Source organism: Ruegeria sp. HKCCSP351 (assembly GCF_017872535.1).
Classification (GTDB): Bacteria; Pseudomonadota; Alphaproteobacteria; order Rhodobacterales; family Rhodobacteraceae; genus Ruegeria.
Genome location: NZ_JAEDOV010000001.1, coordinates 259708 through 285954, shown reverse-complemented (window position 1 = coordinate 285954; position 26247 = coordinate 259708). Strand labels below are relative to the sequence as shown.

Below are 26247 nucleotides of genomic sequence, written 5' to 3'. Positions count from 1 at the left end.
ACGAGACAGCGCTAACACATTACTTGACGCTTGAAAACGCCAAGCCGCTGGCGGCGGCATCACACCTCTGCTAAGAGCGCCCCATGTTACGGATCGAAGACATCACCTATGCCGTTGAAGGCCGCCCATTGTTTGATGGCGCCAGCGCAACCGTACCAGACGGTCACAAGGTTGGCCTTGTGGGCCGGAATGGCACGGGAAAGACTACGCTTTTTCGCCTGATCCGCGGGGAACTGGCGCTGGAATCGGGCAATATCGCGGTTCCCAAACGCACCCGCATTGGTGGGGTCGCGCAGGAGGTCCCCTCGTCTGACGTTTCGCTGATCGACACTGTTCTGGCCGCTGATACCGAACGCAGCGCCTTGATGGCCGAGGCTGGCAACGCAACGGATCCCACGCGAATTGCCGAAATTCAGACCCGGCTAGCCGATATCGACGCCTGGTCGGCCGAGGCCCGCGCAGCCTCGATCCTTAAGGGATTGGGGTTTGACGACGCCGACCAATCGCGCCCCTGCTCGGATTTTTCCGGTGGCTGGCGGATGCGCGTGGCATTGGCGGCGGTTTTATTCTCGCAACCGGATTTGTTGCTGTTGGACGAACCGACCAACTATTTGGACCTTGAAGGCGCGCTATGGCTGGAAAGCTATTTGGCGAAATATCCGCACACGGTCATTATCATCAGCCATGACCGGGGCCTGTTGAACCGTGCCGTAGGGTCGATCCTGCATCTGGAGGATCGTAAACTCACCTATTACGCGGTGCCTTACGACAAGTTCGCGGAACGCCGTGCGGAACGGCTGGCACAGGCGGAAACGGAAAACGCCAAGGCCAAGGCCCGCATCGCACACCTGCAAAGCTTTGTGGATCGCTTCCGCTACAAGGCGTCGAAAGCCGTACAGGCCCAATCGCGCCTGAAGATGATCGAACGCATCCAGTTGGTCTCAACCCCGCAAGAGGCCGCGCTGCGCGCGTTTTCCTTCCCCGAACCCGAGGAGCTGTCGCCGCCGATCATCCAGATCGAAGGTGGTGTCACCGGCTATGGCGAAACCGAAGTACTGCGCCGCCTGAATCTGCGCATCGATCAGGATGACCGTATCGCGCTGTTGGGTAAGAACGGTCAGGGCAAATCTACTCTGTCCAAGCTGCTGTCAGACCGCCTGCCCCTGATGGCGGGCAAGATGACCCGCAGCAGCAAGCTGCGCATCGGGTATTTCGCACAGCATCAGGTGGATGAGCTTTACGTGGACGAAACGCCGCTGGACCACCTGCGCCGTCTGCGCCCTGACGAAGCGCCGGGCAAGTGGCGATCGCGTTTGGCGGGGTTCGGCTTGAACGCGGCTCAGGCGGAAACCGAGGTTGGCCGCCTGTCGGGTGGGCAAAAAGCGCGCCTGTCGCTGCTGCTGGCCACCATCGACGCGCCACATATGCTGATCCTCGACGAGCCTACGAACCATCTGGATATCGAAAGCCGCGAGGCGCTGGTCGAGGCGCTGACGGCCTATTCCGGCGCTGTCGTGCTGGTCAGCCACGACATGCACCTTCTGTCGCTTGTTGCCGATCGGTTGTGGCTGGTCTCGGAGGGTACGGTCAAATCTTATGGCGGTGACCTTGAATCCTATCGTGCCCTTTTGCTGGCGCGTGACAAACCGGTGAAGGAAAAGCCGCAAACAGAGAAGCCCAAACGCGCCTCGCGCGATACCATGCTGGCATTGCGCGCGGACCTGCGCAAATGCGAGGACCGGGTCGAGAAACTGACAGAGATGCACGACAAGCTCGCGGCAAAACTGGCCGACCCGGAGCTATACGAGGACGACAAGATCAACGATCTGGAAACCTGGAACCGCAAATTCGCCGAAGTGGTCGAGGCCATGCAAAAAGCAGAAGCGCTTTGGATCGCCGCTGCTGAGCGACTGGAACAGGCGGAAACGGTATGAGCGATCCCGTTGTTGAAACCAAAGCGATGATCGCGGGAATGCGCCCCGAAATTCAACCCTGCGAATTCGCATTTGTTGTCTGGCCCGAAGATATGGACTGGCCCGACGGGACACGCGCCAGTTATGTCGAGGCCGAAGGGCTGTCTTTAATCGTTCCGATTAATTGCGCACCAAAAGAGGCGGTCGCTATGCGCTGTATCACGCTTCAGGTACACTCCTCGCTGGAAGGCGTGGGTCTGACCGCTGCGGTCTCGGGGGCGTTGGCACAGGCCGGAATTCCGGCGAACATGGTTGCGGGCTATCACCACGATCATGTCTATGTTCCGTCAGGATTGGCCGAAGACGCCCTGAAAATTTTGAAACATCTGCAACAGAGTAGCAAAGAGTGATTGACACCGCATTTCTGATCACCGCGTTCACAACGCTTTTCGTGGTTCTTGATCCACCAGCGCAAACGCCGATTTTTGTGGCCCTGACCCAGAACATGGATTGGCACACGCGCCGCTCTGTCGCGATACGCGCGTGCCTGACTGCTGGCGGCATTCTGGCGATGTTCGCGGCCTTCGGCGAAGCGCTGCTGGGATTTGTCGGCATCTCGATGGAGGCGTTTCGCGTTGCGGGGGGTGTTTTGCTGTTTCTGACCGCGCTCGACATGCTGTTTGAACGCCGGACCAAACGTCGTGAAAACAGCGCCGAAGAGGAAGAACATCCGGACCCGTCGGTGTTTCCACTGGGTATCCCACTGATTGCAGGGCCTGGTGCGATTGCCACCATGATTCTACTGGCCGGTCAACATCCCGGCATTCAGGGTCTGGCCGTGGTCATCGGCGTTATGCTGGTCGTACTGGCAATGGTTTTTGTGATGTATCTTTCATCTGGGGCCGTGGCACGGCTTTTGGGGAAAACCGGGCTGAACGTGTTGACCCGGCTTCTTGGGATGCTGCTGGCTGCATTGTCTGTTCAGTTTATTCTTGATGGCCTCAAGGCCTTTGGATTCGCATCTTAAACCCCCATATTCACAAGGTTAAGGGGATTTCCGGGAACCGCATGGACAGTTTCGATATTGGACGCCTGATCTATCTGGCCCTGCTTGGGGCGGCGCTGCTGATGTGGTTTGTCACCCACAATCGGCAGTCGCTCGGCAAGACGTTGCAGCAGGTGATGGCATGGGTGTTCATTTTCGTCGGGGTCATCGCACTGGTCGGTCTGTGGGAGGATATTCGCTCCTCGGTCGGTCCCGCACCGCAGATGAGTGTCACCGGAAACTCGGTTGAGGTTCCCCGTGCCTATGATGGCCATTATTACCTTCCGGTTCTGGTGAATGGTGAGCTGATCACCTTTCTTGTCGACACCGGCGCCAGCCAGATCGTGCTGAACGCTCAGGACGCCAAAAGGGCAGGCATTGATCCCGATCAGCTGAACTATTTCGGGCGCGCCTTGACTGCAAATGGTGAGGTGCGTACTGCGCCGGTGCGGCTTGAGACCCTGACGGTAGGACCCATTACGGATCAGAATGTTTCGGCCTGGGTCAACGAGGGCGAACTGGATAAGTCTCTTTTGGGGATGGAGTACCTGCACCGTTTTTCAAGCATCCAGTTTGCGGATGGCAAACTGATCCTGTCCCGTTGATGTCTCTCACCTCTTGAGAACAAAAAGGGAACATGATAACTTGTGGGCATGTCTGCTCAGCTTCTTGGCCACAAACCTGCGCGTCACGTACCGGGGGTAAATCTCCATTCCCAGATCACCCTGCAACCGGGTCGCGTGCACGAGGCTTGCGGCCCCGCCCGGCGCAGCTTTGCCATCTGGCTGGCCGGTCAGACACAGGGCCCCGTGCTGTGGATTTCCCCCGCGTGGGAGCCCGCCCAACTGAACCCCGACGGAATTATGGCCTTTGCTGATCCGGCGCGTTTTCTGTTCGTCCATCCCACCCGCGCCGAAGATCTGCTATGGTGTATTGAAGAGGCGCTGCGCAGCGGGGCCATCCCGTTGATCATAGGCGACCTGCCCGGCGCACCGGGGCTGACGCCGGTGCGGCGGATGCATCTGGCCGCAGAACAAGGCGGCACGATGGGCCATGCCCCGCTTGGCTTGCTGCTGACGCCCGGTGAGGGCGGCGCACAAGGGGTTGAGACACGCTGGCACATGGCCGCCGCCCATCAGGGGGATGCCAGGCACTGGACCCTGACCCGCCGCCGCGCCCGCGCCCTGCCCCCGGTCAGTTGGCAGGCCACTCAGACTGCTGCCCGTACCGGTCTGCACCTGAAACGCACCAAAACAGAGGACATTCTGGCGTGAAGCCGCAACGATCACGCAAGATGTGACTGGCCAAACTCCGGATCGCACCCTAGCGTCGCCGCATGAGCCACCCGATCCATGACAGCCGCTATTCCTGGATACGCCTCCTGATCACGCTCGCCATCGCAACTGTGGCGAATGTGGGAATGTGGGCGGTCATCGTGGTCATGCCCGCCGTAGAAGCTGAGTTCAGCGTCGGCCGCGCCGAAGCCTCGATGCCATACACGCTTACGATGATAGGATTCGCGCTGGGGAATATGTGGCTGGGGCAATTGGTTGACCGGTTGGGGGTAACACGCGCGCTGATCGGCGCAGCTGTTTTAAGCGCAATCAGTTATGCGCTGGCAACGCTGGCTCCAAATATCATGCTTCTATCTGTGGCGCATCTGCTGGTCGGGCTGGGAACATCGATCGGATTTGGGCCCTTGATCGCCGATATCTCGCACTGGTTCATGAAACGGCGCGGAATCGCCGTCGCACTGGTGGCCAGCGGGAATTACCTGTCTGGGGCAATCTGGCCCACCCTGCTCGCCGGTATTCTGGCACGCGACGGCTGGCAGCAGGTCTATCTGACATTGGCGGCTCTGACGCTGCTGGTTGTCATCCCCCTTTCCTTGTTGTTGCGCCGCAAGGTCCCAATCGAGGCGCACAGCACCGCCGCGGCCACAGCCCGGATCAACGCACGCAGTGTCGGTGTTTCACCGCGCGTGTTGCAGTACATTCTTGGTCTGGCCGGCATTGGATGTTGCGTAGCGATGTCCATGCCACAGGTCCATATCGTGTCGTATTGCGTCGGGCTGGGATATGGCCCCGCAGTGGGGGCTGAAATGCTATCGCTGATGCTACTGGGTGGCGTCGCCAGCCGTATTGTCTCGGGCCTGTTGGCCGACCGTCTCGGCGGCGTCATGACACTTCTGATCGGCTCTGTATTGCAGTGCATCGCGCTGTTCCTGTTCCTGCCATATGACGGGATGGTCTCACTTTACGTGATCAGCTTGCTATTCGGTCTGGCGCAGGGTGGCATCGTGCCCAGCTACGCTTTGGTTGTCCGCGAATACATGCCGCCGCAAGAAGCCGGTGCGCGAGTCGGATTCGTCATGATGATGACAATTCTTGGCATGGCGCTTGGTGGCTGGATGTCAGGCTGGATTTACGATGTCACCGGAAGTTACCAACTCGCTTTCGTCAACGGCATTCTTTGGAACGGTTTGAACATTGCCATCATACTGATGTTGCTCAAAAGATCCCGTCCCAGACGAGGCGCGGTCATGGCATGAGACTCCTGACCCGCCGCAAGGTGCTTGCAGGGATGGCGGCTCTGCCTTTGGCTAGTACAGCGCAGGCCGCGTTGCAGCCATACATCTTATCAACGAAAGCCACCGTGGTCGGTTTTACCTTTGATCTGTCTGGCATTCCCCAGACCGGTTCAATGCCGATCCGGCAGGCTGACGTACAGATTGACATGCACCGCCTGCAAAACAGCCAGGTCACAGTGGTTCTGGATGTTAACATGGCCAAGACTCGCTTGCCCTTTGCCCGCATGCCAATGCTCGGTCCCAGTGTATTGGACACCAAAACCTTTCCGACAATTCAGTTCGTATCGACTGACATTCAACTGGGCGCGGATGGGCGCATATCGAATGGTGCTCGTATCACGGGGGAACTGACAGTTCGCGGTATCACGCGCCCGGTCACCTTGGAGGCCAACCTCTACCGCCAGCCCGGAACAGCCGCGAACGACCTGAACCGCCTGTCCATAGGTTTGACGGGGACTTTGAACCGGCACGACTTCGGCGCTTCGGGCTATCATGATCTGGTCGGAAAAAACGTCGGACTGAACATCCATGCCGAGATCATTCGCGCAACCTAAACCACAAAAAGCAAAAAACGACTGGATAAAGTCGAATAGATGCGCGCATTGTCCGGTGACGCCGCCTATCTGAGAAAACCATGCGCACGATCATTTCATTTGCCGCTCTGTTTCTTTCGGTCATTCTGCTTCAGCTTTCAACGGGCGGCGTCGGGCCACTTGATGCCATTTCCGGGATCACACTGAACTTCTCGACCGAACAGATCGGTATGCTGGGTTCGGCACATTTCCTCGGCTTTTTCATAGGTTGCTGGTGGGCGCCGCGACTGATGGGCAGCGTCGGGCATTCCCGCGCATTTGCCGTATGCACGGCGCTGGGCGCGATGGGGTTGATCGGGCACACCCTGACAGACAATCCCTACGTCTGGGCGGCGCTGCGCATTGCCTCAGGCACATGTGTGGCAGGCTGCTACACCGTCATCGAAGCCTGGCTGAATGCAAAAGTGACCAATGAGACACGCGGTCGAGCAATGGGCACCTATCGCATAGTCGATATGGGTGCCTCGCTGAGTGCACAGTTGATCATCGCCATCCTGCCACCCGCCTCGTATGTTTCCTATAACCTCCTGGCTATCCTGTGCTGCGCCTCGTTGCTGCCTCTGACCCTGACACGCGCAAGTCAACCGAGGACGCCTGACGCACCTCGGCTGCGCCCGAAACTGGCGTGGCACAGTTCGCCATTGGCCGTTGCAGGCGTCATTGTTTCTGCACTCAGCTCAGCATCTTTCCGAATGGTCGGGCCAGTCTACGGTCAGGAAGTCGGGCTGGGAGTGGATCAAATCGCCTTCTTCCTAGCTTCTTTCGTTCTGGGCGGAGCACTGGCGCAGTATCCGATGGGATGGCTCGCTGACAAGTATGACCGGCGCTGGGTCTTGATCTGGCTTTCGGTCGCGGCGGTACTAAGCTGCGGGGTTACAATGGCAGCAAGCGACACGGGAACCGTCGGTGTCATGCTGGCCGCAGGGCTTTTTGGCTTCACGACATTCCCGATCTTTTCGGTGTCCTCCGCGCATGCCAACGATTTTGCGACGACCGAACAAAGGGTCGAATTGTCTGCCGCCCTGATGTTCTGGTACGCGCTGGGGGCAATTGCATCTCCCTATATCACATCAACACTGATCCAGGATTTCGGTCCCAGCGCTTTGTTTGCATTTGTCGCGGTTGGACATGTGTTCCTGATCGGGTTCGGACTGGCCCGGATGCGTTCCCGTCCAACACCAGAGGAGAGAACCAATTATGTTTACGCGCCGCGTACATCATTTACTGTCGGAAGGCTGCTGAAACGCGCCCGAGAGGAATGAATAGCGGACCCGCAGCCCTGCATTTCGGAGAGTCTACGTATTGGCTGACCACATTCTGATCGGTTTACAACGGCCATCGGTGACTTGGTCGTCCCATCAGGCGCGCGTCACAAATCAGAGTTATTCCAGTCATCTACGAAACCGGGCTTTTGCTGAGCGGTGACTTAGGTTAGACGAACGCGCAGTTAGATACGCGGAAACGGAATATGGCTCGGATTCTCATCACCTCGGCGATCCCATACATCAATGGGATCAAGCATCTCGGCAACCTGGTCGGCTCGCAACTGCCTGCCGACTTGTATGCACGCTACCAGCGTGGCCGGGGGAACGAGGTCATGTTCCTGTGTGCCACCGACGAACATGGCACCCCGGCCGAACTGGCCGCGGCCAAGGCGGGAAAGCCGGTGGCCGAGTATTGCGCGGACATGTACGAAATTCAGGCCGACATCGCCAAACGTTTTGGGATGAGCTTTGATCACTTTGGCCGCTCATCCAGCGAGCAGAATAAAAAGCTGACCCAACATTTTGCCGGAAAGCTGGATGAGGCCGGGTTGATCCGCGAGGTCACGGAAAAGCAAATCTATTCCAACGCAGATGGTCGCTTTCTTCCGGACCGCTATATCGAGGGCACCTGCCCCAATTGCGGATACGAGAACGCACGTGGCGACCAGTGTGAAAACTGCACCAAGCAGTTGGATCCGACCGACCTGATTGAACCGCGCTCGGCCATTTCGGGCTCGACGGATCTGGAAGTGCGCGAGACCAAGCACCTCTATCTGCGCCAATCGGCAATGAAGGATCAGCTGGATGCCTGGATTGACAGCAAAACCGACTGGCCGATCCTAACCACATCCATTGCCAAGAAATGGCTGCATGATGGCGACGGGTTGCAAGACCGGGGGATCACCCGCGATCTGGACTGGGGCGTTCCGGTCAAGAAAGGCGATCAGGACTGGCCCGGTATGGAAGGCAAGGTCTTCTATGTCTGGTTCGACGCGCCGATCGAATACATCGCCTGTGCCAAGGAATGGGCGGATTCCACGGGGAAACCCGATTCCGAGTGGGAACGCTGGTGGCGCACCGATAAGGGCGCGGACGATGTGCGCTATGTCCAGTTCATGGGCAAGGACAACGTGCCGTTTCACACGCTTTCTTTCCCCGCCACTATTCTGGGATCGGGCGAGCCGTGGAAAATGGTCGACCACCTGAAATCCTTCAACTACCTGAATTACGACGGCGGCCAGTTCTCGACCTCGCAGGGGCGTGGCGTTTTTATGGATCAGGCTCTCGAGATTCTGCCAGCTGACTACTGGCGGTGGTGGCTGCTGAGCCATGCGCCAGAAAGCAGCGACAGCGAGTTCACGTGGGAGAACTTCCAACAATCCGTGAACAAGGATCTGGCCGATGTTCTGGGCAACTTCGTCAGCCGCATCACCAAGTTCTGCCGCTCGAAATTCGGTGAGGTGGTGCCCGAAGGCGGTGACTTTGGCGAGCGTGAGAACGCTCTGATCGACGAACTCACCAAACGCGTCCGCGCTTACGAGGCGCATATGGAAGCAATGGATGTCCGCAAGTCGGCTCAGGAACTGCGTGCCATCTGGGTGGCTGGCAACGAATACCTGCAAGCAGCGGCACCGTGGTCAACCTTCAAGGAAGACCCCAAACAGGCCGCTGCACAAGTACGCCTGGGCCTGAACCTGATCCGGTTCTATGCCGTGCTCAGCGCGCCGTTCATCCCTTATACCTCGGCCAAGATGCTAAGCGCCATAAACACGCTCGACACCAGTTGGCCGGAAGACGTGGCCGCAGCGTTGAACGCGCTACCCGCGGGTCACGACTTTACCGTGCCAGACGTTCTGTTCGCCAAGATCACAGACGAACAGCGCGAAGAATGGCAGGCAAAATTCGCCGGAAAACGCGGCTGACCGCCCTGATATTCGAAAGCTCAAACGGGGGCCGTCGGCCCCTGTTTTCGTTCGGCACCTCGGAACGGGCCGACACCTAAACCAGCTTAGTTGCTGCAAATTTTGGCGTCATCGCAAACCACCTCGGGATTCATCGCGCTTGAGAAATCGTGGTAAACAAGCCATCCTGCAAACAAGTTTTGTCGACTCGCGCGATTGTGACCGCCGGGATGGACACCAATTGTTTCTGAAATGCACGAGGCTTTCGCCATGTCCCAAATTTTCCCTTTTCCAACTCAGGCCCGCAATCCAATTGCCACCGCATTATTGCTGATATCCCTGGGACTGGTCCAACCTGCAACTGCACAGGACGAAGGAGCGGCACCGAAAGTCACGATTGCGGCCGCCTACACCGAAGAAATCACCGACGAGGCTTCCTTCATAGGGCGCGCTCAGGCGATCAATAAGGTCGACATCGTCGCCCGCGTGAACGGTTTTCTCAACAGCCGGAATGTCGAAGATGGGGCTACGGTCAAGGAAGGCGACCTGTTGTTCACTATCGAACCGGACCTTTACGAGGCGACATTGGAGGCCCGAAAAGCCGATCTGAACCGGGCCGAGGCAAATCTTGAGTTGGCCAAGGTGGACCTGGCGCGTAAGGAAGAGCTTTACAAGCGCGACGCGACACCTGAATCCGAACGCGACATCGCGCGGGCCAACGAACTGGTCGCCGAGGCTCAGGTCAAGGCCGCAAATGCAGCGATCCAGCAGGCCGAACTGGACCTCAGCTATACACAGATCCACGCGCCTTTTGATGGACGTATAGGCAGCATCACCACCAGTGTCGGTGATGTGGTCGGCCCGACCAACCCGCCGCTGGTGAACATTGTTAGCGAGACGCCAATCTATGTGAATTTCTCGCTCAACGAAAAACTCTTCACTTCGGTTCTTCAGACCGTTGGCGCAAATTCCGCTTCTCTTGCGGACAGCCCGCAAAGCCCCAATGTGCATATCACGCTGCCAAATGGAACCAAGCTGGATGAAACGGGCAGGATCGTATTTGTTGACAATCGTATCGACCCGTTGACCGGCGCGATCACAATGCGCGCCCAGTTCGAAAATGCCGACCGTTTGATCCTGGACGGTGCATTCGTGAATGTGCAGATCGAAGCGTTGCAACCGACCTTGCAAGTTCTGGTGCCGCAAGCTGCGCTGCAACGCGACCAGCGCGGTGACTTTGTGCTTGTAGTAAACGACAAACAGATGGTGGAGCAGCGATACATCACCACAGGCAACACGGAAGGTACCGCCATCATCGTTACCGAAGGTTTGCGCGAAGGCGAAAGCGTAATCGTCGAGGGCCTGCAAAGGGTTCGCCCCGGTGTCGCTGTTGACGCAGTCGTCGCCTCTGAGCAACCGGGAGAGTAACAGATGTTCTCAGCCCTGTTCATCAGCCGGCCCAAGCTGGCGCTCGTCATTTCGCTGGTGCTGACCATCATGGGCGGTATCGGATACCTGGTGCTGCCGGTCGCGCAGTTTCCCGATATCACCCCACCCGTGGTCAACGTCTCGACCACCTATACCGGCGCAAACGCCGAAACCGTTGAAAACACCGTTGCCGCGCCGATCGAGGCACAGGTCAACGGTGTGGACGACATGATCTACATGACGTCCAGATCATCGGACAACGGGTCCTATTCGCTGGATGTGACCTTTGAGGTCGGCACCGATCCCGACATCGCATCGGTCAACGTTCAAAACCGGGTGGCGCAGGCCATGTCGTCGCTGCCAGCCGAAGTGACATCTTCGGGCGTTGTCACACAAAAATCGTCGACCAATATGCTGATGCTGGTCACGCTGACCTCGCCCAACGGCACCTATGACAGCGTGTTTCTTTCCAACTATGCCTCGATCAACCTGCGCGATGCGCTGGCGCGTGTGCAAGGCGTGGGTAAGGCTGATGTTCTGACCAACCTTGAATACGCCATGCGGGTCTGGATGGACCCTGACAAGATGGCAGCCCTGTCCATCACACCAGGCGATGTAATCACCGCGATCCGCGAACAGAATATCGAAGTGTCTGCAGGGTCGATTGGTGCGCCGCCTGTGCCCGAAGGACAGACCTTTCAATACACGATCAAATCCAAGGGGCGATTGACGTCAGCCGAAGAATTTGGCGACATCGTGATCCGTACCGGAGATGCCGGCGCAATTGTCCGCGTAAGGGACATCGCCCGGGTTGAGCTTGGCGCACAGTTCTACTCGGCGTCCGGCTATTTTCAGTCCGTGCCCGCAACCGTGATCGGTATCTATCAAGCGCCCGGCGCAAACGCCCTCGCCGTTTCAGAGCGCGTGCAGGCGGAACTGGAGCGGCTGTCCCGCGCATTCCCGACGGATGTCGAATATGATGTCCCCTTCAACACGACCGACTTTGTCGAAGCTTCTTTGAATGACGTTGTTTCCACACTGATCCTGACCTTCACACTTGTGATCTCGGTCGTTTTTGTGTTCCTCGGCAGTTGGCGTGCCACGATCATTCCGGCGGTTGCCATCCCGGTCTCACTGATTGGCACGTTTGCTTTCTTGCTGGCCTTTGGCATGTCGTTGAACACGATCTCGCTGTTCGCACTGGTGCTGGCTATCGGTATTGTGGTCGATGACGCCATCGTCGTTGTTGAAAACGTCGAGCGCATCATCGCTGATGAGGGGCTGCCCCCAGCCGAAGCGACCCGTAAGGCGATGGGGCAGATCACAGGCCCGGTCATCGCAACCACATTGGTTCTGTTGGCAGTATTCGTGCCGGTGACCTTCATGCCGGGCATCTCAGGGCGGTTGTACTCTCAGTTCGCTGTCACGATCTCGACTGCTGTTGTGATCTCGTCCATCAACGCGCTGACACTGTCACCTGCCCTGTGCGGCCTGGTCCTTAAGGCCCGCTCAGGGCCGCCCAAAGGGCTGCTTGCACTGTTCGAAAACTTCATTGGTGGCGTTCGCAACGGCTATGTCGCTATTGTTCGCAAACTACTTGTCTTTCCGGCTATCGCGCTGGCCATCGTGGTTGGTCTTGGCATGGGAACAGGGGCGATCATGTCGAACACCTCAGCCGGGTTTATCCCGCTGGAAGACAATGGTTATCTCTTTGTTGACGTGCAACTGCCTGACGCCGCGACGTTGGAACGGACCGAAGCTGTGACAAAGCGCCTCGATGACCAGATACGCGAGATCCCGGGTGTGTCCAGCACCGTTCTGATCAATGGCTTTTCATTGCTGAACGGCACAATTACCAACGGCGCTGCGATCTTCGTGAACCTCAACAACTGGGCCGAACGGCAGGAGGAAGACCTGAGCGCCAAGGCCATTCTGGGCAAGGTGCTGGCCATCGCGAATAACGAAACCGCAGCCTCGACCGTTGCCTTCAACCCGCCACCAATTCAGGGTCTTGGCATGTCTGCCGGGGTTGAGATGGAGGTGCAGCAAACCGGAGGCGGCTCGCCGCAGGATCTGGCTTCGGCTGTGGGATCGTTTGTCTATTCGGCCAACCAGCGCCCCGAGATCGGGCAGGCCTATACGACATTCCGCGCCAACGTTCCGCAGCTGTTCGTGGATCTGGACCGCGAGAAAGCCAAAACACTGGACGTCTCGGTGGCTGAGATTTTCCAGACCATGCAGGCCCAGCTGGGGTCGTATTATGTCAACGACTTCAACCTGTTTGGTCGCGTCTATCGCGTAATGATCCAGGCGGAAGGCAGCTATCGCGACAATGTCGATGACATTGCCAGCCTCTATGTGCGCTCTCAGAAGGGCGACATGGTGCCACTGGGCACCCTGATCGACGTAGAAAACGTGTTGGGGCCGGTTCTGCTGAAACGGCATAACCTGTTCCGGTCGGCAACGGTTACGGCGGTGCCTGCACCGGGCCTTTCCAGCGGCGATGCGATCACCGCGATGACAGAGGTCTCTGCTTCGGCCCTGCCGCCGGGATACTCGTTCGAATGGACGGGGACGGCACAACAACAGTTGGCGTCCGGCAGCCTGGTGATCATCATTCTGGGGCTGGCCATCCTATTCGGTTACCTGTTTCTTGTGGGACAGTATGAAAGCTGGACTATGCCGGTCTCGATCCTGCTGTCTGTGGTCGTGGCCCTGTTCGGCGCGGTGGCCGCGGTTGCCATCGTTGGCAGTGACATCAACCTCTATACGCAGATCGGTATGATCATGCTGGTGGGCCTTGCTTCGAAGAACGGCATTCTGATCGTCGAGTTTGCAATGGAACAGCGCGCCAAGGGTCTTTCGATCAAGGACGCTGCCGTCGAGGCAGCTCATCAGCGGTTCCGCGCTGTCATGATGACCGCCCTGTCTTTCCTGCTAGGCGTCGTACCGCTGCTGGCTGCCAATGGTGCGGGTGCGGCCAGCCAAAAAGCCATCGGTGTCGCCGTGTTCGGTGGCATGTTGGCCGCGACGCTGGTTGGCGTAATCGTGGTGCCTGTCCTCTACGCCCTGATGCAAAGCATGCGTGAGTGGCTGAAAGGCAGCAAAAACGATCCCGGCCCTTCAGAAGAAGCGGCCTGATCCGATCAAAGCCCCGCCCATCAGCGGGGCTTTTTTCTTAACGTCAGTCTGGTCTTCCCCGCCGACGTTCAGAGAGTTCCCGGATCACCACCTTTGCTTCTGGTGTCGGTGCCTGCTCGACCCGGCGATAATCCGATCCATCCCGGTTCCGTGTCAGCAGCCCACAGGAAATCATGGTCCGGCGCAGGGTTGCAGGGTCATCAAAACAATGTTCGGCATTGAGGCACACGTTGACCTCACCCTCTTGCAGCACCGCGGCTGCCGGTATCGCAGACCAGAGCCCCCACAAAGACAAAGTCTGCACCGATCGTTTTGACGGCCATTGTCGAAGCCTGCCTTGTGCGTCGAACAGGTGCAATGTACGCTCAACCGTGCGCATTTCAGCAGCCGGTTGTTTCTGACGGGCCTTGATCCGCCTGGCAGCAGCACTGGTGGCGCGCATATGTTGCACGTTCTGAAACCCGGCGGCACGAGCGACCATATTCATCAGTGTCAGGTGCGACGGGCTGGAATCGCCAAGCTGTTGGGACAGGGTGCGCACGAATCCGGTCAAATCATCGGCGTGCAAGGGTACAGGAGTTTTGCTCATCACAAATCCATATCGGGCGTTTGCGCGATCGTTGGTCGCTGACTTGACGAAACAACGCCCTGATGGTTGCGATAGTTTCACATACATTGGCAGGTTTAGCACTCTGGGTAAGAGCAGCGACGCCTCGGTGACTGCCGACCGTGACCAACGGCTAGCACAACACGCATCACCCGCCAAGAGGACAGAAAGATGGATCAGGCCGTGCTGCTGATCCGCCGTTCGGTCATCCAACCGTCGATCCGCGCGATCTGCTCCGCACTCAGTCGCAGGCCCAGCTTGTTGCGCCTCCAGACGACATCTTCGGCGGTCCGTGCATATTCCTTGTCGATCAGCCACACGACCTCCCGCTCGGTCAGGGTTGCGCCAAAATCCTCACCCAGATCAGACAGCTGCTGCGCATCCCCAAGGACATCTGTTGCTTCGGTTCCATAGGCCCTGATCAGGCGTGCAGCCCAGGCGGCACCCAGAAACGGATACCTGGCCAAAAGCTGATCAGTCAGGGCTTCAACAGCGTCAACCGGAAAGTCACCGCCCGGCAGCGTCACACCGGCGGTCCAGGGGCCCGGCATATTCGGAAAGAATTCACCAACCTTTTCCAGAGCACTTTCCGCAAGCCGGCGATAGGTGGTGATCTTGCCGCCAAACACGTTCAATACAGGCGCCCCACCCTGCGCATCGACCTTCAGGGTGTAATCCCGCGTTGCGGCGGTGGCACTGCTGGCGCCGTCGTCATAAAGCGGCCGCACACCGGAATAGGTCCACACAACATCTTCGCGGGTCACAGCGCGCTTGAAATACTTCGAAGCGAAGGCGCACAAGTACTCCTGCTCGGCCTCGGTACAGACGGGTTTCGTGTCAGGGTCTGGGTGATCCTGATCCGTTGTGCCGATCAGGGTAAAATCCTGCTCGTATGGTATGGCGAAAATGATGCGGCCGTCTTCGCCCTGAAAAAAATAGCACTTGTCGTGGTCATACAGCCGGGGCGTCACAATATGGCTGCCCCGAACTAGCCGAACACCCTCGCGTGAGTTCACACGGATCTTGGTCTGGATGATGTCCCCGACCCAAGGGCCACCCGCATTGATCAGCATTCTGGCCAGGACAAGACGGATTTCGCCGCTGTTGCGATCACGAATGGATACCTGCCAAAGGTCGTCCACCCGCTCGGCCGAAATCACCTCGGTTCGCACCATGATCTGCGCACCGCGCGCCTCGGCGTCGCGGGCATTCAGGACCACCAACCGTGAATCTTCGATCCAGCAATCAGAGTATTCATAAGCCGTTTCGAACTTGTCCTGTAGCGGGGCGCCTTCCGGAGCCGATCGCAGGTTCAGCGACGTGGTGCCCGGCAGAATTTTGCGGCCACCCAGATTGTCATACATGAACAAACCCAACCGGATCAGCCAGGCCGGACGCCGCCCCCGCATCCACGGCATGACCGTGCTGAGTAGCCGTGAGGTCGGCGTTTCCGAGTCAAACCGCATGTCCTTGTGGTAGGGCAGCACAAAGCGCATCAGCCAGCTGATATGCGGCATCGCGCGCAACAGGGTTTCACGCTCGATCAGGGCCTCGCGCACCAGACGGATTTCGAAATACTCCAGATACCGTAACCCGCCATGAAACAGTTTGGTCGAGGCTGATGATGTGGCCGAGGCCAGATCATTCATCTCTGCCAAAGCAACTGACAGCCCGCGGCCAGCAGCATCCCGTGCGATGCCGCAACCATTGATCCCGCCACCGATGATAAAAAGGTCCGTTGTCTGAACGTCCGCTGACTGCATGCCAATGATTCCTTGTCAGGATGGATGATAGGCATTTGCCAGAACATTCTTCGTATGGTCAATGTTTATGTTCGAATTTCTTCGTTTTGCAACACTGACCTGATATTTTCGCATGCCGTTCTTGCAAAACCGGCCAGAAAGAACAAAAACGAAAGAAATACTTCAAGTCTGGAAACACCCATGTCGCTGTCTTTCCGCCAATCTGACATTCTGGACATTGCCGGGGCCGAAGGTCGCGTCACCGTTGACGGGTTGGCCGAAAGATTTGGTGTCACGGTCCAGACGATCCGGCGCGACCTGACCGAGCTGGCCGAGGCAGGTAAACTGGATCGGGTGCATGGCGGCGCGGTTCTGCGCTCGGGCGTTTCCAACATAGGATATGAAGACCGCCGTGCCCTGAACGCCGACGCCAAGACCCGTATTGCACAGGCTTGCGCCACCGATATACCCGACGGTGCGTCGATCTTCATGAACATCGGAACCTCGACCGAGGCAGTGGCGCGGCAATTGCTGAACCACAAGAATCTGATGGTTGTGACCAACAACATGAACGTCGCAAACATTCTGATTGAGAACCCGGATTGTGAGGTCGTCATGGCCGGTGGCGTCCTGCGGCGCACAGACGGCGGGTTGATCGGGAACCTGACCGTTTCGACCATTCGGCAATTCAAATTTGATCTTGCCGTGATCGGCTGTTCAGCTTTGGACATTGACGGAGATCTTCTGGACTTCGATTTTCAGGAGGTACAAGTCAGCCAGACCATCATTGCGCGGGCACGCCGTACATTTCTGGTTGCCGACCATTCAAAGTTTCACCGCTCTGCCCCGGCGTGCATCGCTTCTTTGGCTGAAATCGACGCGATCTACACGGATGCGCCGTTACCTGGCAATCTGCACCTGCGCAGTCAGGAATGGCAAACGAACATCATCCTGTGTAACTAGCGGACATTAAGAATAGTCTCAAAATTACCGCGTCGCTTGCCAGATGCCACCCGGCCTGACACTATCGTCTGCACAAAGATATGTGCACGGGAGGGGAGCACCGGGCCATGATTGCGCTTTTATTTGCACTACTTACCGCCACGATGGGGCTCAACTATTTCAACATGACGAAGGCAGGCAATGCGCTGTTCTTCCTCACAATCGCCCTGAGTATCTACTGGTTGAAATTCCACGCCACCAGTCAGCTGACAATTCAGCTTTGAGGGCCTCGTCATGACACCCGAACTGTCACGTACACTGAACGCGATCGGAATGCTGGCTGTCTGTCTTGTTCTGGCGCTGGCGTTTTTCTATCAACTTGTCCTTTACGAACTACCCTGCCCGCTTTGCCTGTTGCAGCGTGTCGGCTTTGTTGCTGTCGGCGTCGGGCTGGGCTTGAACCTGCTGTATGGCGCGCGACCGCAGCACTATGCCATCATGCTGATTGCCGCTTTGTATGGCGGCAGCGTTTCGATCCGGCAAATCCTGTTGCACATTGTGCCGGGAACCGGCCACTACGGTTCGCCCGTTCTGGGGCTGCATTACTACACTTGGGCGGGCATCGCCTTTTTCCTTGTCCTGCTGGGTACGTCGTTCATGCTGCTTTTTGATCGCCAATACGACTCGGGCGCGACCAGCGAGGGGCGATTTGGGGGAAACAAGCTGGCCAAAACCGCCTTCTTTGTCATGCTGGCACTGGCCGTGCTGAATGCCGGTTCAACTCTGCTGGAATGCGGACCGGGCATTTGTGATGACCCGCCTACGGACTACAAGTTGATTGACGAACTGAAAGCGAATGATTGAGGATACCCTAACCTTCCCCTGATGGAGGCAAACGCATGGGACTATTGGGCCAGCCGCTTGGCTACTATGACTATCTGACATTTGCCGCGCTGATCCTGCTACTTGCAGCGGTTATGGCGCTGTTCCTGTTCATTATGGGCCTTCCGGGGCGGATCGCGATCAAACGCAATCATCCCCATGCCGAAGCTGTAAAGATCATGGGATGGATGGGGTTCTTGGCTGTCGTGCCTTGGGTTCACGCTTTCATGTGGGCTTTCCACGATGGCGTCACGGTCGATATTCGCCGCGGCCCGGACGAGGAAAAAGATGCCATTCGCGATGAAATCAAACGTCTGGGCGGCAAGGTCAAGCCCGAATACCAGGATCGTCTGGACACAGACGACACACAACCCGGTTAAAGCCGAAGGACCCTAATACCTATGTTCGTCGCCCTCGGCATCACGCTGTTCTACATCATTTTCGTCTGGCTCATTTTCTTCAAGCTGGAATGGCTGAAGTTCAACATAGCCTGGGGCATTGTTTCGTTCTGGGTGGGCGCACATCTGCTGCTGATCTTCCTTGTGGCATTGCGCTTCTTTCAGCCGTTTTCGGCAGACAGCCACGTGGTGCGTTCGACAATACAGATCATCCCTAAGCTGACACAGCCGACGATCCTGTCCGAGGTGCTTGTTGAACCGAACACACCGGTCACAAAGGGCGATCCGCTTTATCGGTTCGACGATACGGTGTTTTCTCTGGCGGTCGATAATGCGCAGGCCCAGTTGGTGGCGGCACAGCAGAACGCCAAGATCCTTGAACAGGATGTCATTGCCTCGACCGAAGCTGTCGAACGGGCCAATGCACAACTGGCTTATGCGCAAACTCAACAGGCAAGGTATGAAAACCTTGTTCCCGCCGGAGGCGCCCGTCAGGACGACCTCGACCGTTGGAACGAACAGGTGACAGAAGATCAGGCCGCCGTCAAACAGGCCGAGGCGAACCTGGCCAAGGCTCAGCTGGCGCTGGAATCGCAGATTGACGGCGTGAACACCGGCATCCTTCAGGCGCAGGCGCAATTGGCCGAAGCCGAGTATTTTCTGGAAAACACAACAATCTATGCGCCTGAAAATGGCATGATCGTTTCGCAGCAGGCTCGTCCCGGATTGGTAGTCGGTGACGTCCGGTTGGGTGCGATTGCCAGCTTTGTGACTGATGAAAGCCCTTATATCCTTGCCACATTCCGCCAGCAGAACCTGAAATTTGTCGAGCCGGGGCAAGAGGTCGAAGTCGCACTTGATCTTTATCCCGGTGAAATCCTAACAGGCAAGGTCGAAGCGATCTGGTGGGCGACCCGGCAAGGGCAACTCATCCCGTCGGGCCGCCTGCCCGGTTTCGAGCTGCCCAAACTGCCCGGTCGGATTGCTGTTCAGATCACCGTCGATGTTCCGGAAGACCACATTTTCCCAGCGGGCGGCCATGCCGCAGTGGCGATCTATACAGGCCAAGGCAAAAGTTTTGAGTTTCTGAGGCGTATCAACATCCGCCTCTATTCTTTCGCCAACTTCATCCGACCTCTGGATATCTGAGGATGCGCGCCATGACACTCCGCAGGTTGCTGGGAACCGCCATTTGTGCCGCCACTCTTGCGGCCTGCACACCCGTTGGGCCGGATTTCGTGCGCCCCAACTCACCGGTCGTGAAACAGTGGATCGAGGTCAACAACCCCAGCACTGGTCAAAGCGGGCTGACGTCGCGCAGTGCGCCTGTCGTGAAATGGTGGCAGACATTCAATGATCCGACCCTCAACAAACTGATTGCCGAGGCCTACGCCCAGAACCTGACACTTCAGGTCGCTGGCGCGCGGGTTTTGCAGGCTCGCGCACAACTGGGTATCGCCTTTGGCGAGCTTTATCCACAGTCGCAGGCCATAGGCGGATCGCTTGAACGGCGCCAGATCAGTGACAACCTGGGGCCGATTTCGGATGTTAATCGCGTCATCCCGCTGGATACCGAATTCTCGACCTCGCAAGTCGGCTTCGATGCCCAGTGGGAGCTGGACGTCTGGGGTGCCCAGCGGCGCGGTGTTCAGGCGGCGCGATCCAACCTGGCCCTGCAAGTGGCGAATTACGACGACGCGTTGGTTACGCTGACCGGGGACGTCGCCGCGCTTTACGTCAATATCCGGGCGTTGCAGGAGACGCTGGCAATTGCGCGCGAGAACATCAAATTGCAGCAGGACTCGGCAGACCTGACTCAGCTGCGGTTCAACAATGGCGTCACCACGGAACTGGACGTGCAAGAATCCACCGCCCTACTGAACAACACTAAGGCGCTTGTACCGGAACTGGAAAGCGACCTGCAACAGACCAAGAACGCGCTTGCGGTGTTGTTGGGCACAACACCTTCACGCATGACCGGTCTGTTGGGCAATACCGGACGCATTCCATCGGCCCGAGCAAATGTGGCTGTGGGCGTTCCCGCTGAATTGCTGCGCCGCCGCCCGGATGTGCGCGCGGCTGAACTGGCGGCAGCCACGCAATCAGCACAGGTGGGCATCGCGATGGCGGACCTGTATCCCCAATTTATCCTGTCGGGCGCGATCGGTCTGCAGGCATCCGGCGGGCGCGATCTGTTCAGCGGTGGCAGCACAACGGGACTGGCCAGTGCTGGTGTGGTCTGGAATGTGCTGAACTATGGCCGCATCAAGAACAATGTTCGCGCGCAAGACGCCGCTTACCAGGCGCTGATTGCGAATTATCAGAACACTGTGCTGACCGCTTATTCCGAAGTTGAAAGTGCCATGGTCGCTTATGCGCAGGCACGTAAGCAGGTCGGGTTCTATCAGCAAAGTGTCGAGGCCTCACGCAAAGCTGCCGAAATCGCCGTCAACCAGTATACAGACGGCATTGCCGATTATTCGCGTGTTCTGAACACCCAGACCGCGCTATTGCGATCACAGGCCAACCTGATCGAGGCGCGGCAGCAAGTATCCAGCAACCTGGTGGCGGTTTACAAGGGCCTGGGCGGCGGATGGCAAATCCGTCAAAATCAGGAATTCCTGCCTGAAACCGTTCTGGCCGAGATGGCCTATCGCACGGATTGGGGCGATCTGCTGCAGAAAACCCCAACCCGCGCGAGCCTGAATTAGGTGCTACTTGGTTAACCCGCGCAACCCGCCCGAGATCAGGATATTGACCTCATAGAGGATGCGGGGCGCGGCCAGCCCGCCGGGGCTGGCCAGATAATTCGGGCTCCATTCCGGATCGAACTTCTGCTTGAACGCACGAAGACCCTCAAAATGGTAGAACTGTTCGCCATGTTCGTAAACGAACCCTCCAATCCGGTTCCAAAGCGAGGCAAGCTGACGGTTCTCAATCCCTGAGAACGGTGCGGCACCCAGTGAAAACCAGTGAAAACCCTGCTGCGCACCCCAATCCATCATGTCGGCGAAAAGAGCGTCCATGACGAAACTTGGGCTATCGGGTTCATAGCGCATAAGGTCCAGTGATAACTCGGATTTATTTCCCCCTTGGAACAGGTTGGCAAAGGCCATGATCTTGCCGGTGTTGCCATCACGCAGGATCGCATGATCGAAATAGGACAGGTATTGATCATCAAATCCACCCAGCGCAAAGCCCTTTTCTGCACCGGCCTTTTGCGCAAGCCAGCGGTCTGAAATCCCACGCAAGTCTGGCAACAGAGGCGCCAGTTCTTCCTTCGGAATGATCTCGAACACATATCCTTCGCGTTGAGCACGGTTCTTGGCCTGCCGGAACCGCTTGCGCGACTTTCCGTCCAGTGAGAAGTCGTGCAATGACACCCGCGCAACCTCACCAATCTTCAGGATCGACAGTCCAAGATCCAGAAAAGTCGGCAGATATTTGGTCGAGACACTGTAGAACGCGCAGAGTTTACCTTCGCGATCCGCCATTTCCCGAAGTTGCCAGATCAGTTGCTGCCCGGCCCTCTCGTCACCAACAGGTTCTCCTTTTGAAATCAGCGCATTGCCCGTGTCGGCGTAGGCGATAAACGCGGTCTCATCCGGTGAGATCAGGAATTGCTTGTCGCCGGTAAGCGAGATCTGGGATTCCGTATCCTCACTCTCCATCACCAGCTGCTCCACAACCTCTGGGATTTCAACCCGCTGCGGTGTCGGTATCTCACGCCCGAACAGAGAGTTCACGGCAACAATGCCCACGATCACGGCCACAACAAGGCTGGACCGCAGAAAGCGCGAAGCGTCACCGTTCCAGGCAAACTGCCACCACAGATCGTTTTGGTATTCGACATGCGAATATGCAAACAGCCCGATCCAGAAAATCACCGCCAGCAGAACCACGACACTGATCAGCCATGGGATGTTCAGCCTAAATATCGACGCGCCGCTGACTCGGTAGAACGCGCCACGAAACATGGCCAGCAGACCAATCGTTCCCAGCATCGAAAGCGCTTCGTGGATGTCGAGCCCCTTTGCAAGCGAAGCAAAGAACCCTGCCCCCATCAGCACCATCGCAACGATCCATGCCCAGTAGAGCTTGCGGAACAACCCGCGCGAGACCAGCAACAGCAACACGCCTACGACGCTGCCTGCTAGATGCGAAGCCTCGACAAACGAAAGCGGCAGAATATCTTTCAGCGTGCCGAGCTTTTGCGCCCCAGCTGGCAAAGCGCCCGACACCAGCAAGATCACTCCGGCCGCCGCGGCAACCCCGGCCGCGACCATCGGAACCATGGGACGGATCACGCGATAGACCCAGATGGCGGCACCACCAATCATGTGTCTTTGCGTCAAGGCAGATGCAACGGCAATGGAAAGGCTGGCGACTGCAAATGGCAGAAAAGTATAAACCACCCGGTACAGCAGCAACGCAGCAATCACATCCGAACGGCCCGACGCCCCCAGACCGGCAATCAATGTCGCCTCAAACACGCCGATCCCACCCGGCGCATGGCTTAGAATCCCAACGGCAATGGCAGCGATATAGATCGTGAAGAAGTACGGGTACCCGACACCCAGATCATCCGGCATCAAAACGTAAAGCACCATGGATGCGCCAAATAGGTCGCCAATGGCAGCCAACGTCAGCAGGCCCGCCAGTTTCCCGCCGGGCAGATCGAAACCGACGCCTGCAACAGCCAACCGCCGGCCACCGCTGGACAACCATATGAACATCGCGACAAATGCAGCCAGCAAGCACAATCCTATGATGGTTTCGGCCGTTTCGCTGACGGGCATCACCTTGGATATTCCATCCGGGTGCAGGGTCAGCAACAAACCCAAAATCAGGATCAGACCCATCCAGAACGCCACCCACGAGGTCGCGATTACGCCAGCCACCCGGCCAAGGTCCAAGCCAAGCGACGCATATATACGATACCGGATCGCAGTTCCTGTAATGTAGGAAAACCCAAGGCAGTTCGAAACCGCGTATCCGCTGGCTCCGGCCATCCCCGCGACAGGTAACGGCACCTTCCCGTCCGCCACGCTTTGTACCGCGAACACATCATAAAGCGACAGCGACAAAAAGCTAAACGCTGTCCAGCACACCGCAAAAAACATCAGTTTCCATGATGTCGCCGAAATATCGGTCTGGACATCCGACCATTTCACATGGGCCGACAGATCGTGCAAAACCGAAAGGGCAATCCCGGTAATAACGACCGGTAACGCGATGCGCAGCCAAGGTTTTTCCAGCAGGGCAACAAGTCGTTCGACCCATTGTCCGGCTAAAGGCTCGTCGCCCTTTTCAGATGTCGTCATGCCGTAAGCCTTCCGGATATACTGACCCCTTAGACGGCAAGCGACCTACCTTAGGGTAAGCCGCACCCTGTCTGCTCACAAACTCTGGCACAATTCGCATTCATCTCAAAGCACTAGAGCCGCCCCTTGCGCGTTGACAGCAGCAGGTTCGTTTCCGAACGTGTAACACCGTCAATCTTGCGAATTTGAAACAAAACCTCGTCCAGTTCAGCCAGAGTTTCTGTACTGATTTCCGCAATCAAATCCCAACTGCCGTTGGTCGAATGGACCGCTGTGACCTGCCGCATGGCTCCAATCCGGGACATCACGCGCTCGGTGCCGCGCCCCTCGATTTCCAGCATCATCAGCCCACGTACCGGGCTTTGCGCCAGATCCCGACGCGTCAACACGGTAAAACCGACGATCTCACCGGATTGCTTGAGCCGTTGCAAACGGCTGCGCACCGTCGTGCGGGTCACACCAAGCGTTTCCGACAGCTCTGACAGGCTGGCGCGCGCGTCGCGCTGCAATGCGCCCAGCAGACGACTATCCAATTCGTCCATATCACTTTCCCATTAAGGAACTTCCTGAACCATTTTGAGCATTTTGTGCTCTTCACGCAAGACACAGTGACGGCCTAAATGAACCACATGGAACGCAAAAACATCATTTTAGTCGGCGCGCCGATGGACGCCGGAAAACGGCGTCAGGGTTGCCGAATGGGTCCCGACGCATATCGCGTGGCCGGGCTGGATCAGGCCTTGACCGATCTTGGTCACTCCGTTTGCGATTGGGGCAACGTACAACCTGAAGAAATCGGCTTGCCCGAGCATCCGCACCTGTTCGCGCTGCCCGAATGCATCGGTTGGACACAAGCGCTAAGCAAGGCCGCATTAACAGCGGCTGAACAGGGCATTCCAATCTTCATGGGCGGCGATCATGCATTATCCATGGGAACCGTGACCGGGATGGCCGCCTATGCTGCTAAGGTCGACCGCCCGCTGTTCGTTCTTTGGCTGGATGCGCATAGTGACTTTCACACCCCCGACAGCACAGACAGCGGCAACCTGCATGGGACACCCGTCGCTTATTTTACAGGAAGGCCAGGATTCGAGGCGCTTCCACCCTTACCCGCTATCGTGCCCACGGACCGCGTCGGTATGATCGGCCTGCGCTCTGTCGATCCGGCGGAACGTTCTGCGCTGGAACAGAACCGCGCGATGCTGGCCGACATGCGCAGCATTGACGAACATGGGATCAAGACGCCGTTGCTGGCGTTTCTGGATCGCGTCAAAGCTGAAAACGCCCTTCTTCACGTCTCGTTGGATGTTGATTTCCTGGACCCGGCCATTGCCCCTGCCGTCGGCACCACTGTTCCCGGCGGCGCGACCGAGCGCGAAGCCCATCTGGTCATGGAACTGCTGCATGAAAGCGGACTGGTCAGTTCTCTGGATCTTGTCGAACTGAACCCGTTTCTGGATGAACGTGGCCGCACTGCAAAGTTGATGGTCGATCTGGCCGCCTCACTTATGGGCCGCCGCATCTTTGACCGCCCCACCCGGAGTTTCTGATGCTATCGCTACAAGCACCATCTGCCGCGGTAATGATCCGGCCACATGCTTTTGCCTCCAACCCGGAGACACGCGATGACAACGCGTTTCAAACGCTGAGTATCACGTCTGACGGAACCACGTCGGAAGCTGCAAGAGATGAGCATGACCAGGCAGTTCAACGCCTGCGCGACACAGGAATCACTGTTCACGTATTTGATGATTTTGGCGATCTCGACACACCCGACAGCGTTTTCCCGAACAATTGGTTTTCCACACATCCTGGTGGTCACATAGCAGTTTACCCGATGTTCGTGCCATCTCGCCGACGCGAGCGGCGAACCGATGTAATCGAACTGCTCAAACACGAGTATCGCGTGCAGGATGTCATAGACTATTCCGGGCTGGAACAAGACAACCTTGCGCTGGAAGGGACCGGTGCGATGGTGTTGGACCACATTGCCCGCATCGCGTATACGGTCACGTCCAATCGCGCCGACCCGGTCTTGCTGGAACGGTTCTGCACGCATTTCAACTATGAACCAATTGCCTTTCAGGCCCGCGACGCAAAAGGCAGGGACGTTTATCATACCAACGTATTGATGGGGATCGGCACTCATTATGCCTTAATCTGCCTCGACATGATATCGGACCCCGACCGCCGCATGACTATTCGCAATCGGTTAGAGGAATCCGGTCGAACCGTGATTGATCTGACTCATGACCAAATCGCCGAGTTTGCGGGGAATGCAATTGAGTTGAAGGGACGCGATGGATTGGTGCTGGCCTTGTCGAGCCGAGCGTTAAGCGCCCTAACCCCTGATCAAATCAAAATAATCCAAGCCAGTGCAACGCCTTTGCCACTGTCCGTCCCAACAATTGAAACTGCTGGTGGGTCAGTGCGCTGCATGATTGCAGGCGTCCACCTTGCCCGCCGATAGGAGAGT

The 26247-nt window shown here is 57.5% G+C and carries 23 protein-coding genes; 19 read left to right on the top strand and 4 right to left on the bottom strand.

Features of this window, described 5'->3' with window-relative positions; all coding sequences use genetic code 11:
• Window positions 1–83 precede the first annotated feature (83 nt).
• The 11 genes from I9182_RS01390 to I9182_RS01340 all read left to right on the top strand — a co-directional run bounded on the left by I9182_RS01390 (window position 84) and on the right by I9182_RS01340 (window position 13876).
• Entirely contained in the window at window positions 84–1934 is a 1851-nt protein-coding gene (locus I9182_RS01390; protein ID WP_209596014.1) for an ABC-F family ATP-binding cassette domain-containing protein, read from the top strand.
• Entirely contained in the window at window positions 1931–2323 is a 393-nt protein-coding gene (locus I9182_RS01385) for an ACT domain-containing protein (RefSeq protein WP_209596013.1), read from the top strand. The genes I9182_RS01390 and I9182_RS01385 overlap by 4 nt, the downstream gene beginning before the upstream one ends.
• Complete coding sequence (locus I9182_RS01380; RefSeq protein ID WP_209504138.1) at window positions 2320–2940, top strand: MarC family protein; 621 nt, start codon at window positions 2320–2322, stop codon at window positions 2938–2940. Before I9182_RS01385 ends, I9182_RS01380 begins: the two co-directional genes overlap by 4 nt.
• A 41-nt stretch (window positions 2941–2981) precedes the next feature.
• On the top strand, window positions 2982–3563 hold the full coding sequence (locus I9182_RS01375) for a TIGR02281 family clan AA aspartic protease (RefSeq protein WP_209504139.1): 582 nt from the start codon (window positions 2982–2984) through the stop codon (window positions 3561–3563).
• Window positions 3564–3611: 48 nt separating this feature from the next.
• Complete coding sequence (locus tag I9182_RS01370; RefSeq protein WP_209596012.1) at window positions 3612–4232, top strand: hypothetical protein; 621 nt, start codon at window positions 3612–3614, stop codon at window positions 4230–4232.
• A 62-nt stretch (window positions 4233–4294) separates the two neighbouring features.
• The gene (locus I9182_RS01365) at window positions 4295–5509 is read left to right on the top strand and encodes an MFS transporter (protein ID WP_209596011.1); all 1215 of its coding nucleotides are present in this window, start codon (window positions 4295–4297) and stop codon (window positions 5507–5509) included.
• Window positions 5506–6102: a YceI family protein gene (locus I9182_RS01360; RefSeq protein ID WP_209596010.1), complete on the top strand. Its 597-nt coding sequence runs from the start codon at window positions 5506–5508 to the stop codon at window positions 6100–6102. Before I9182_RS01365 ends, I9182_RS01360 begins: the two co-directional genes overlap by 4 nt.
• Window positions 6103–6182: 80 nt before the next feature.
• The gene (locus I9182_RS01355; protein ID WP_209596009.1) at window positions 6183–7403 is read left to right on the top strand and encodes an MFS transporter; all 1221 of its coding nucleotides are present in this window, start codon (window positions 6183–6185) and stop codon (window positions 7401–7403) included.
• Window positions 7404–7609: 206 nt separating this feature from the next.
• Complete coding sequence (metG, locus tag I9182_RS01350) at window positions 7610–9328, top strand: methionine--tRNA ligase (RefSeq protein ID WP_209596007.1); 1719 nt, start codon at window positions 7610–7612, stop codon at window positions 9326–9328.
• A 249-nt stretch (window positions 9329–9577) separates the two neighbouring features.
• A complete protein-coding gene (locus I9182_RS01345; RefSeq protein ID WP_209596005.1) occupies window positions 9578–10735 on the top strand; it encodes an efflux RND transporter periplasmic adaptor subunit in 1158 nt (385 codons plus the stop codon).
• Between the two features lie 3 nt (window positions 10736–10738).
• Window positions 10739–13876, top strand: coding sequence for a multidrug efflux RND transporter permease subunit (locus tag I9182_RS01340; RefSeq protein WP_209596002.1), 3138 nt, complete (start codon window positions 10739–10741; stop codon window positions 13874–13876).
• 43 nt (window positions 13877–13919) lie between these two features.
• Here the strand turns inward: I9182_RS01340 and I9182_RS01335 are convergent, their stop codons facing one another.
• Together I9182_RS01335 and glpD are read right to left on the bottom strand one after the other, a co-directional pair.
• Complete coding sequence (locus tag I9182_RS01335) at window positions 13920–14465, bottom strand: DUF2087 domain-containing protein (RefSeq protein WP_209596000.1); 546 nt, start codon at window positions 14463–14465, stop codon at window positions 13920–13922.
• A gap of 194 nt (window positions 14466–14659) precedes the next feature.
• Window positions 14660–16246 carry a glycerol-3-phosphate dehydrogenase gene (gene glpD / locus I9182_RS01330; protein WP_209595998.1) on the bottom strand — a complete coding sequence of 529 codons (1587 nt, stop codon included), beginning with the start codon at window positions 16244–16246 and terminating at the stop codon, window positions 14660–14662.
• Between the two features lie 180 nt (window positions 16247–16426).
• Between glpD and I9182_RS01325 the strand changes: the two genes are divergently transcribed.
• The 6 genes from I9182_RS01325 to I9182_RS01300 all read left to right on the top strand — a co-directional run bounded on the left by I9182_RS01325 (window position 16427) and on the right by I9182_RS01300 (window position 21158).
• Complete coding sequence (locus tag I9182_RS01325) at window positions 16427–17188, top strand: DeoR/GlpR family DNA-binding transcription regulator (protein ID WP_209595996.1); 762 nt, start codon at window positions 16427–16429, stop codon at window positions 17186–17188.
• Window positions 17189–17295: 107 nt separating this feature from the next.
• Window positions 17296–17451 carry a DUF5993 family protein gene (locus I9182_RS01320; RefSeq protein WP_209595994.1) on the top strand — a complete coding sequence of 52 codons (156 nt, stop codon included), beginning with the start codon at window positions 17296–17298 and terminating at the stop codon, window positions 17449–17451.
• Window positions 17452–17461: 10 nt separating this feature from the next.
• Complete coding sequence (locus I9182_RS01315) at window positions 17462–18031, top strand: disulfide bond formation protein B (protein ID WP_209504149.1); 570 nt, start codon at window positions 17462–17464, stop codon at window positions 18029–18031.
• Between the two features lie 35 nt (window positions 18032–18066).
• Entirely contained in the window at window positions 18067–18429 is a 363-nt protein-coding gene (locus I9182_RS01310) for a DUF3302 domain-containing protein (protein ID WP_209504150.1), read from the top strand.
• Between the two features lie 21 nt (window positions 18430–18450).
• On the top strand, window positions 18451–19596 hold the full coding sequence (locus I9182_RS01305) for an efflux RND transporter periplasmic adaptor subunit (RefSeq protein ID WP_209595992.1): 1146 nt from the start codon (window positions 18451–18453) through the stop codon (window positions 19594–19596).
• A gap of 11 nt (window positions 19597–19607) precedes the next feature.
• Complete coding sequence (locus I9182_RS01300; protein ID WP_245222455.1) at window positions 19608–21158, top strand: efflux transporter outer membrane subunit; 1551 nt, start codon at window positions 19608–19610, stop codon at window positions 21156–21158.
• A 3-nt stretch (window positions 21159–21161) separates the two neighbouring features.
• Here the strand turns inward: I9182_RS01300 and mprF are convergent, their stop codons facing one another.
• A complete protein-coding gene (gene mprF / locus I9182_RS01295; RefSeq protein ID WP_209595987.1) occupies window positions 21162–23771 on the bottom strand; it encodes a bifunctional lysylphosphatidylglycerol flippase/synthetase MprF in 2610 nt (869 codons plus the stop codon).
• Window positions 23772–23884: 113 nt separating this feature from the next.
• Window positions 23885–24313, bottom strand: a complete 429-nt coding sequence (locus I9182_RS01290) for an Lrp/AsnC family transcriptional regulator (protein ID WP_209504154.1) — start codon at window positions 24311–24313, stop codon at window positions 23885–23887.
• An 87-nt stretch (window positions 24314–24400) separates the two neighbouring features.
• Between I9182_RS01290 and rocF the strand changes: the two genes are divergently transcribed.
• Window positions 24401–25321: an arginase gene (gene rocF, locus I9182_RS01285; RefSeq protein ID WP_209595985.1), complete on the top strand. Its 921-nt coding sequence runs from the start codon at window positions 24401–24403 to the stop codon at window positions 25319–25321.
• Complete coding sequence (locus tag I9182_RS01280) at window positions 25321–26241, top strand: arginine deiminase-related protein (protein WP_209595983.1); 921 nt, start codon at window positions 25321–25323, stop codon at window positions 26239–26241. Before rocF ends, I9182_RS01280 begins: the two co-directional genes overlap by 1 nt.
• The last annotated feature ends 6 nt before the right edge of the window (window positions 26242–26247 follow it).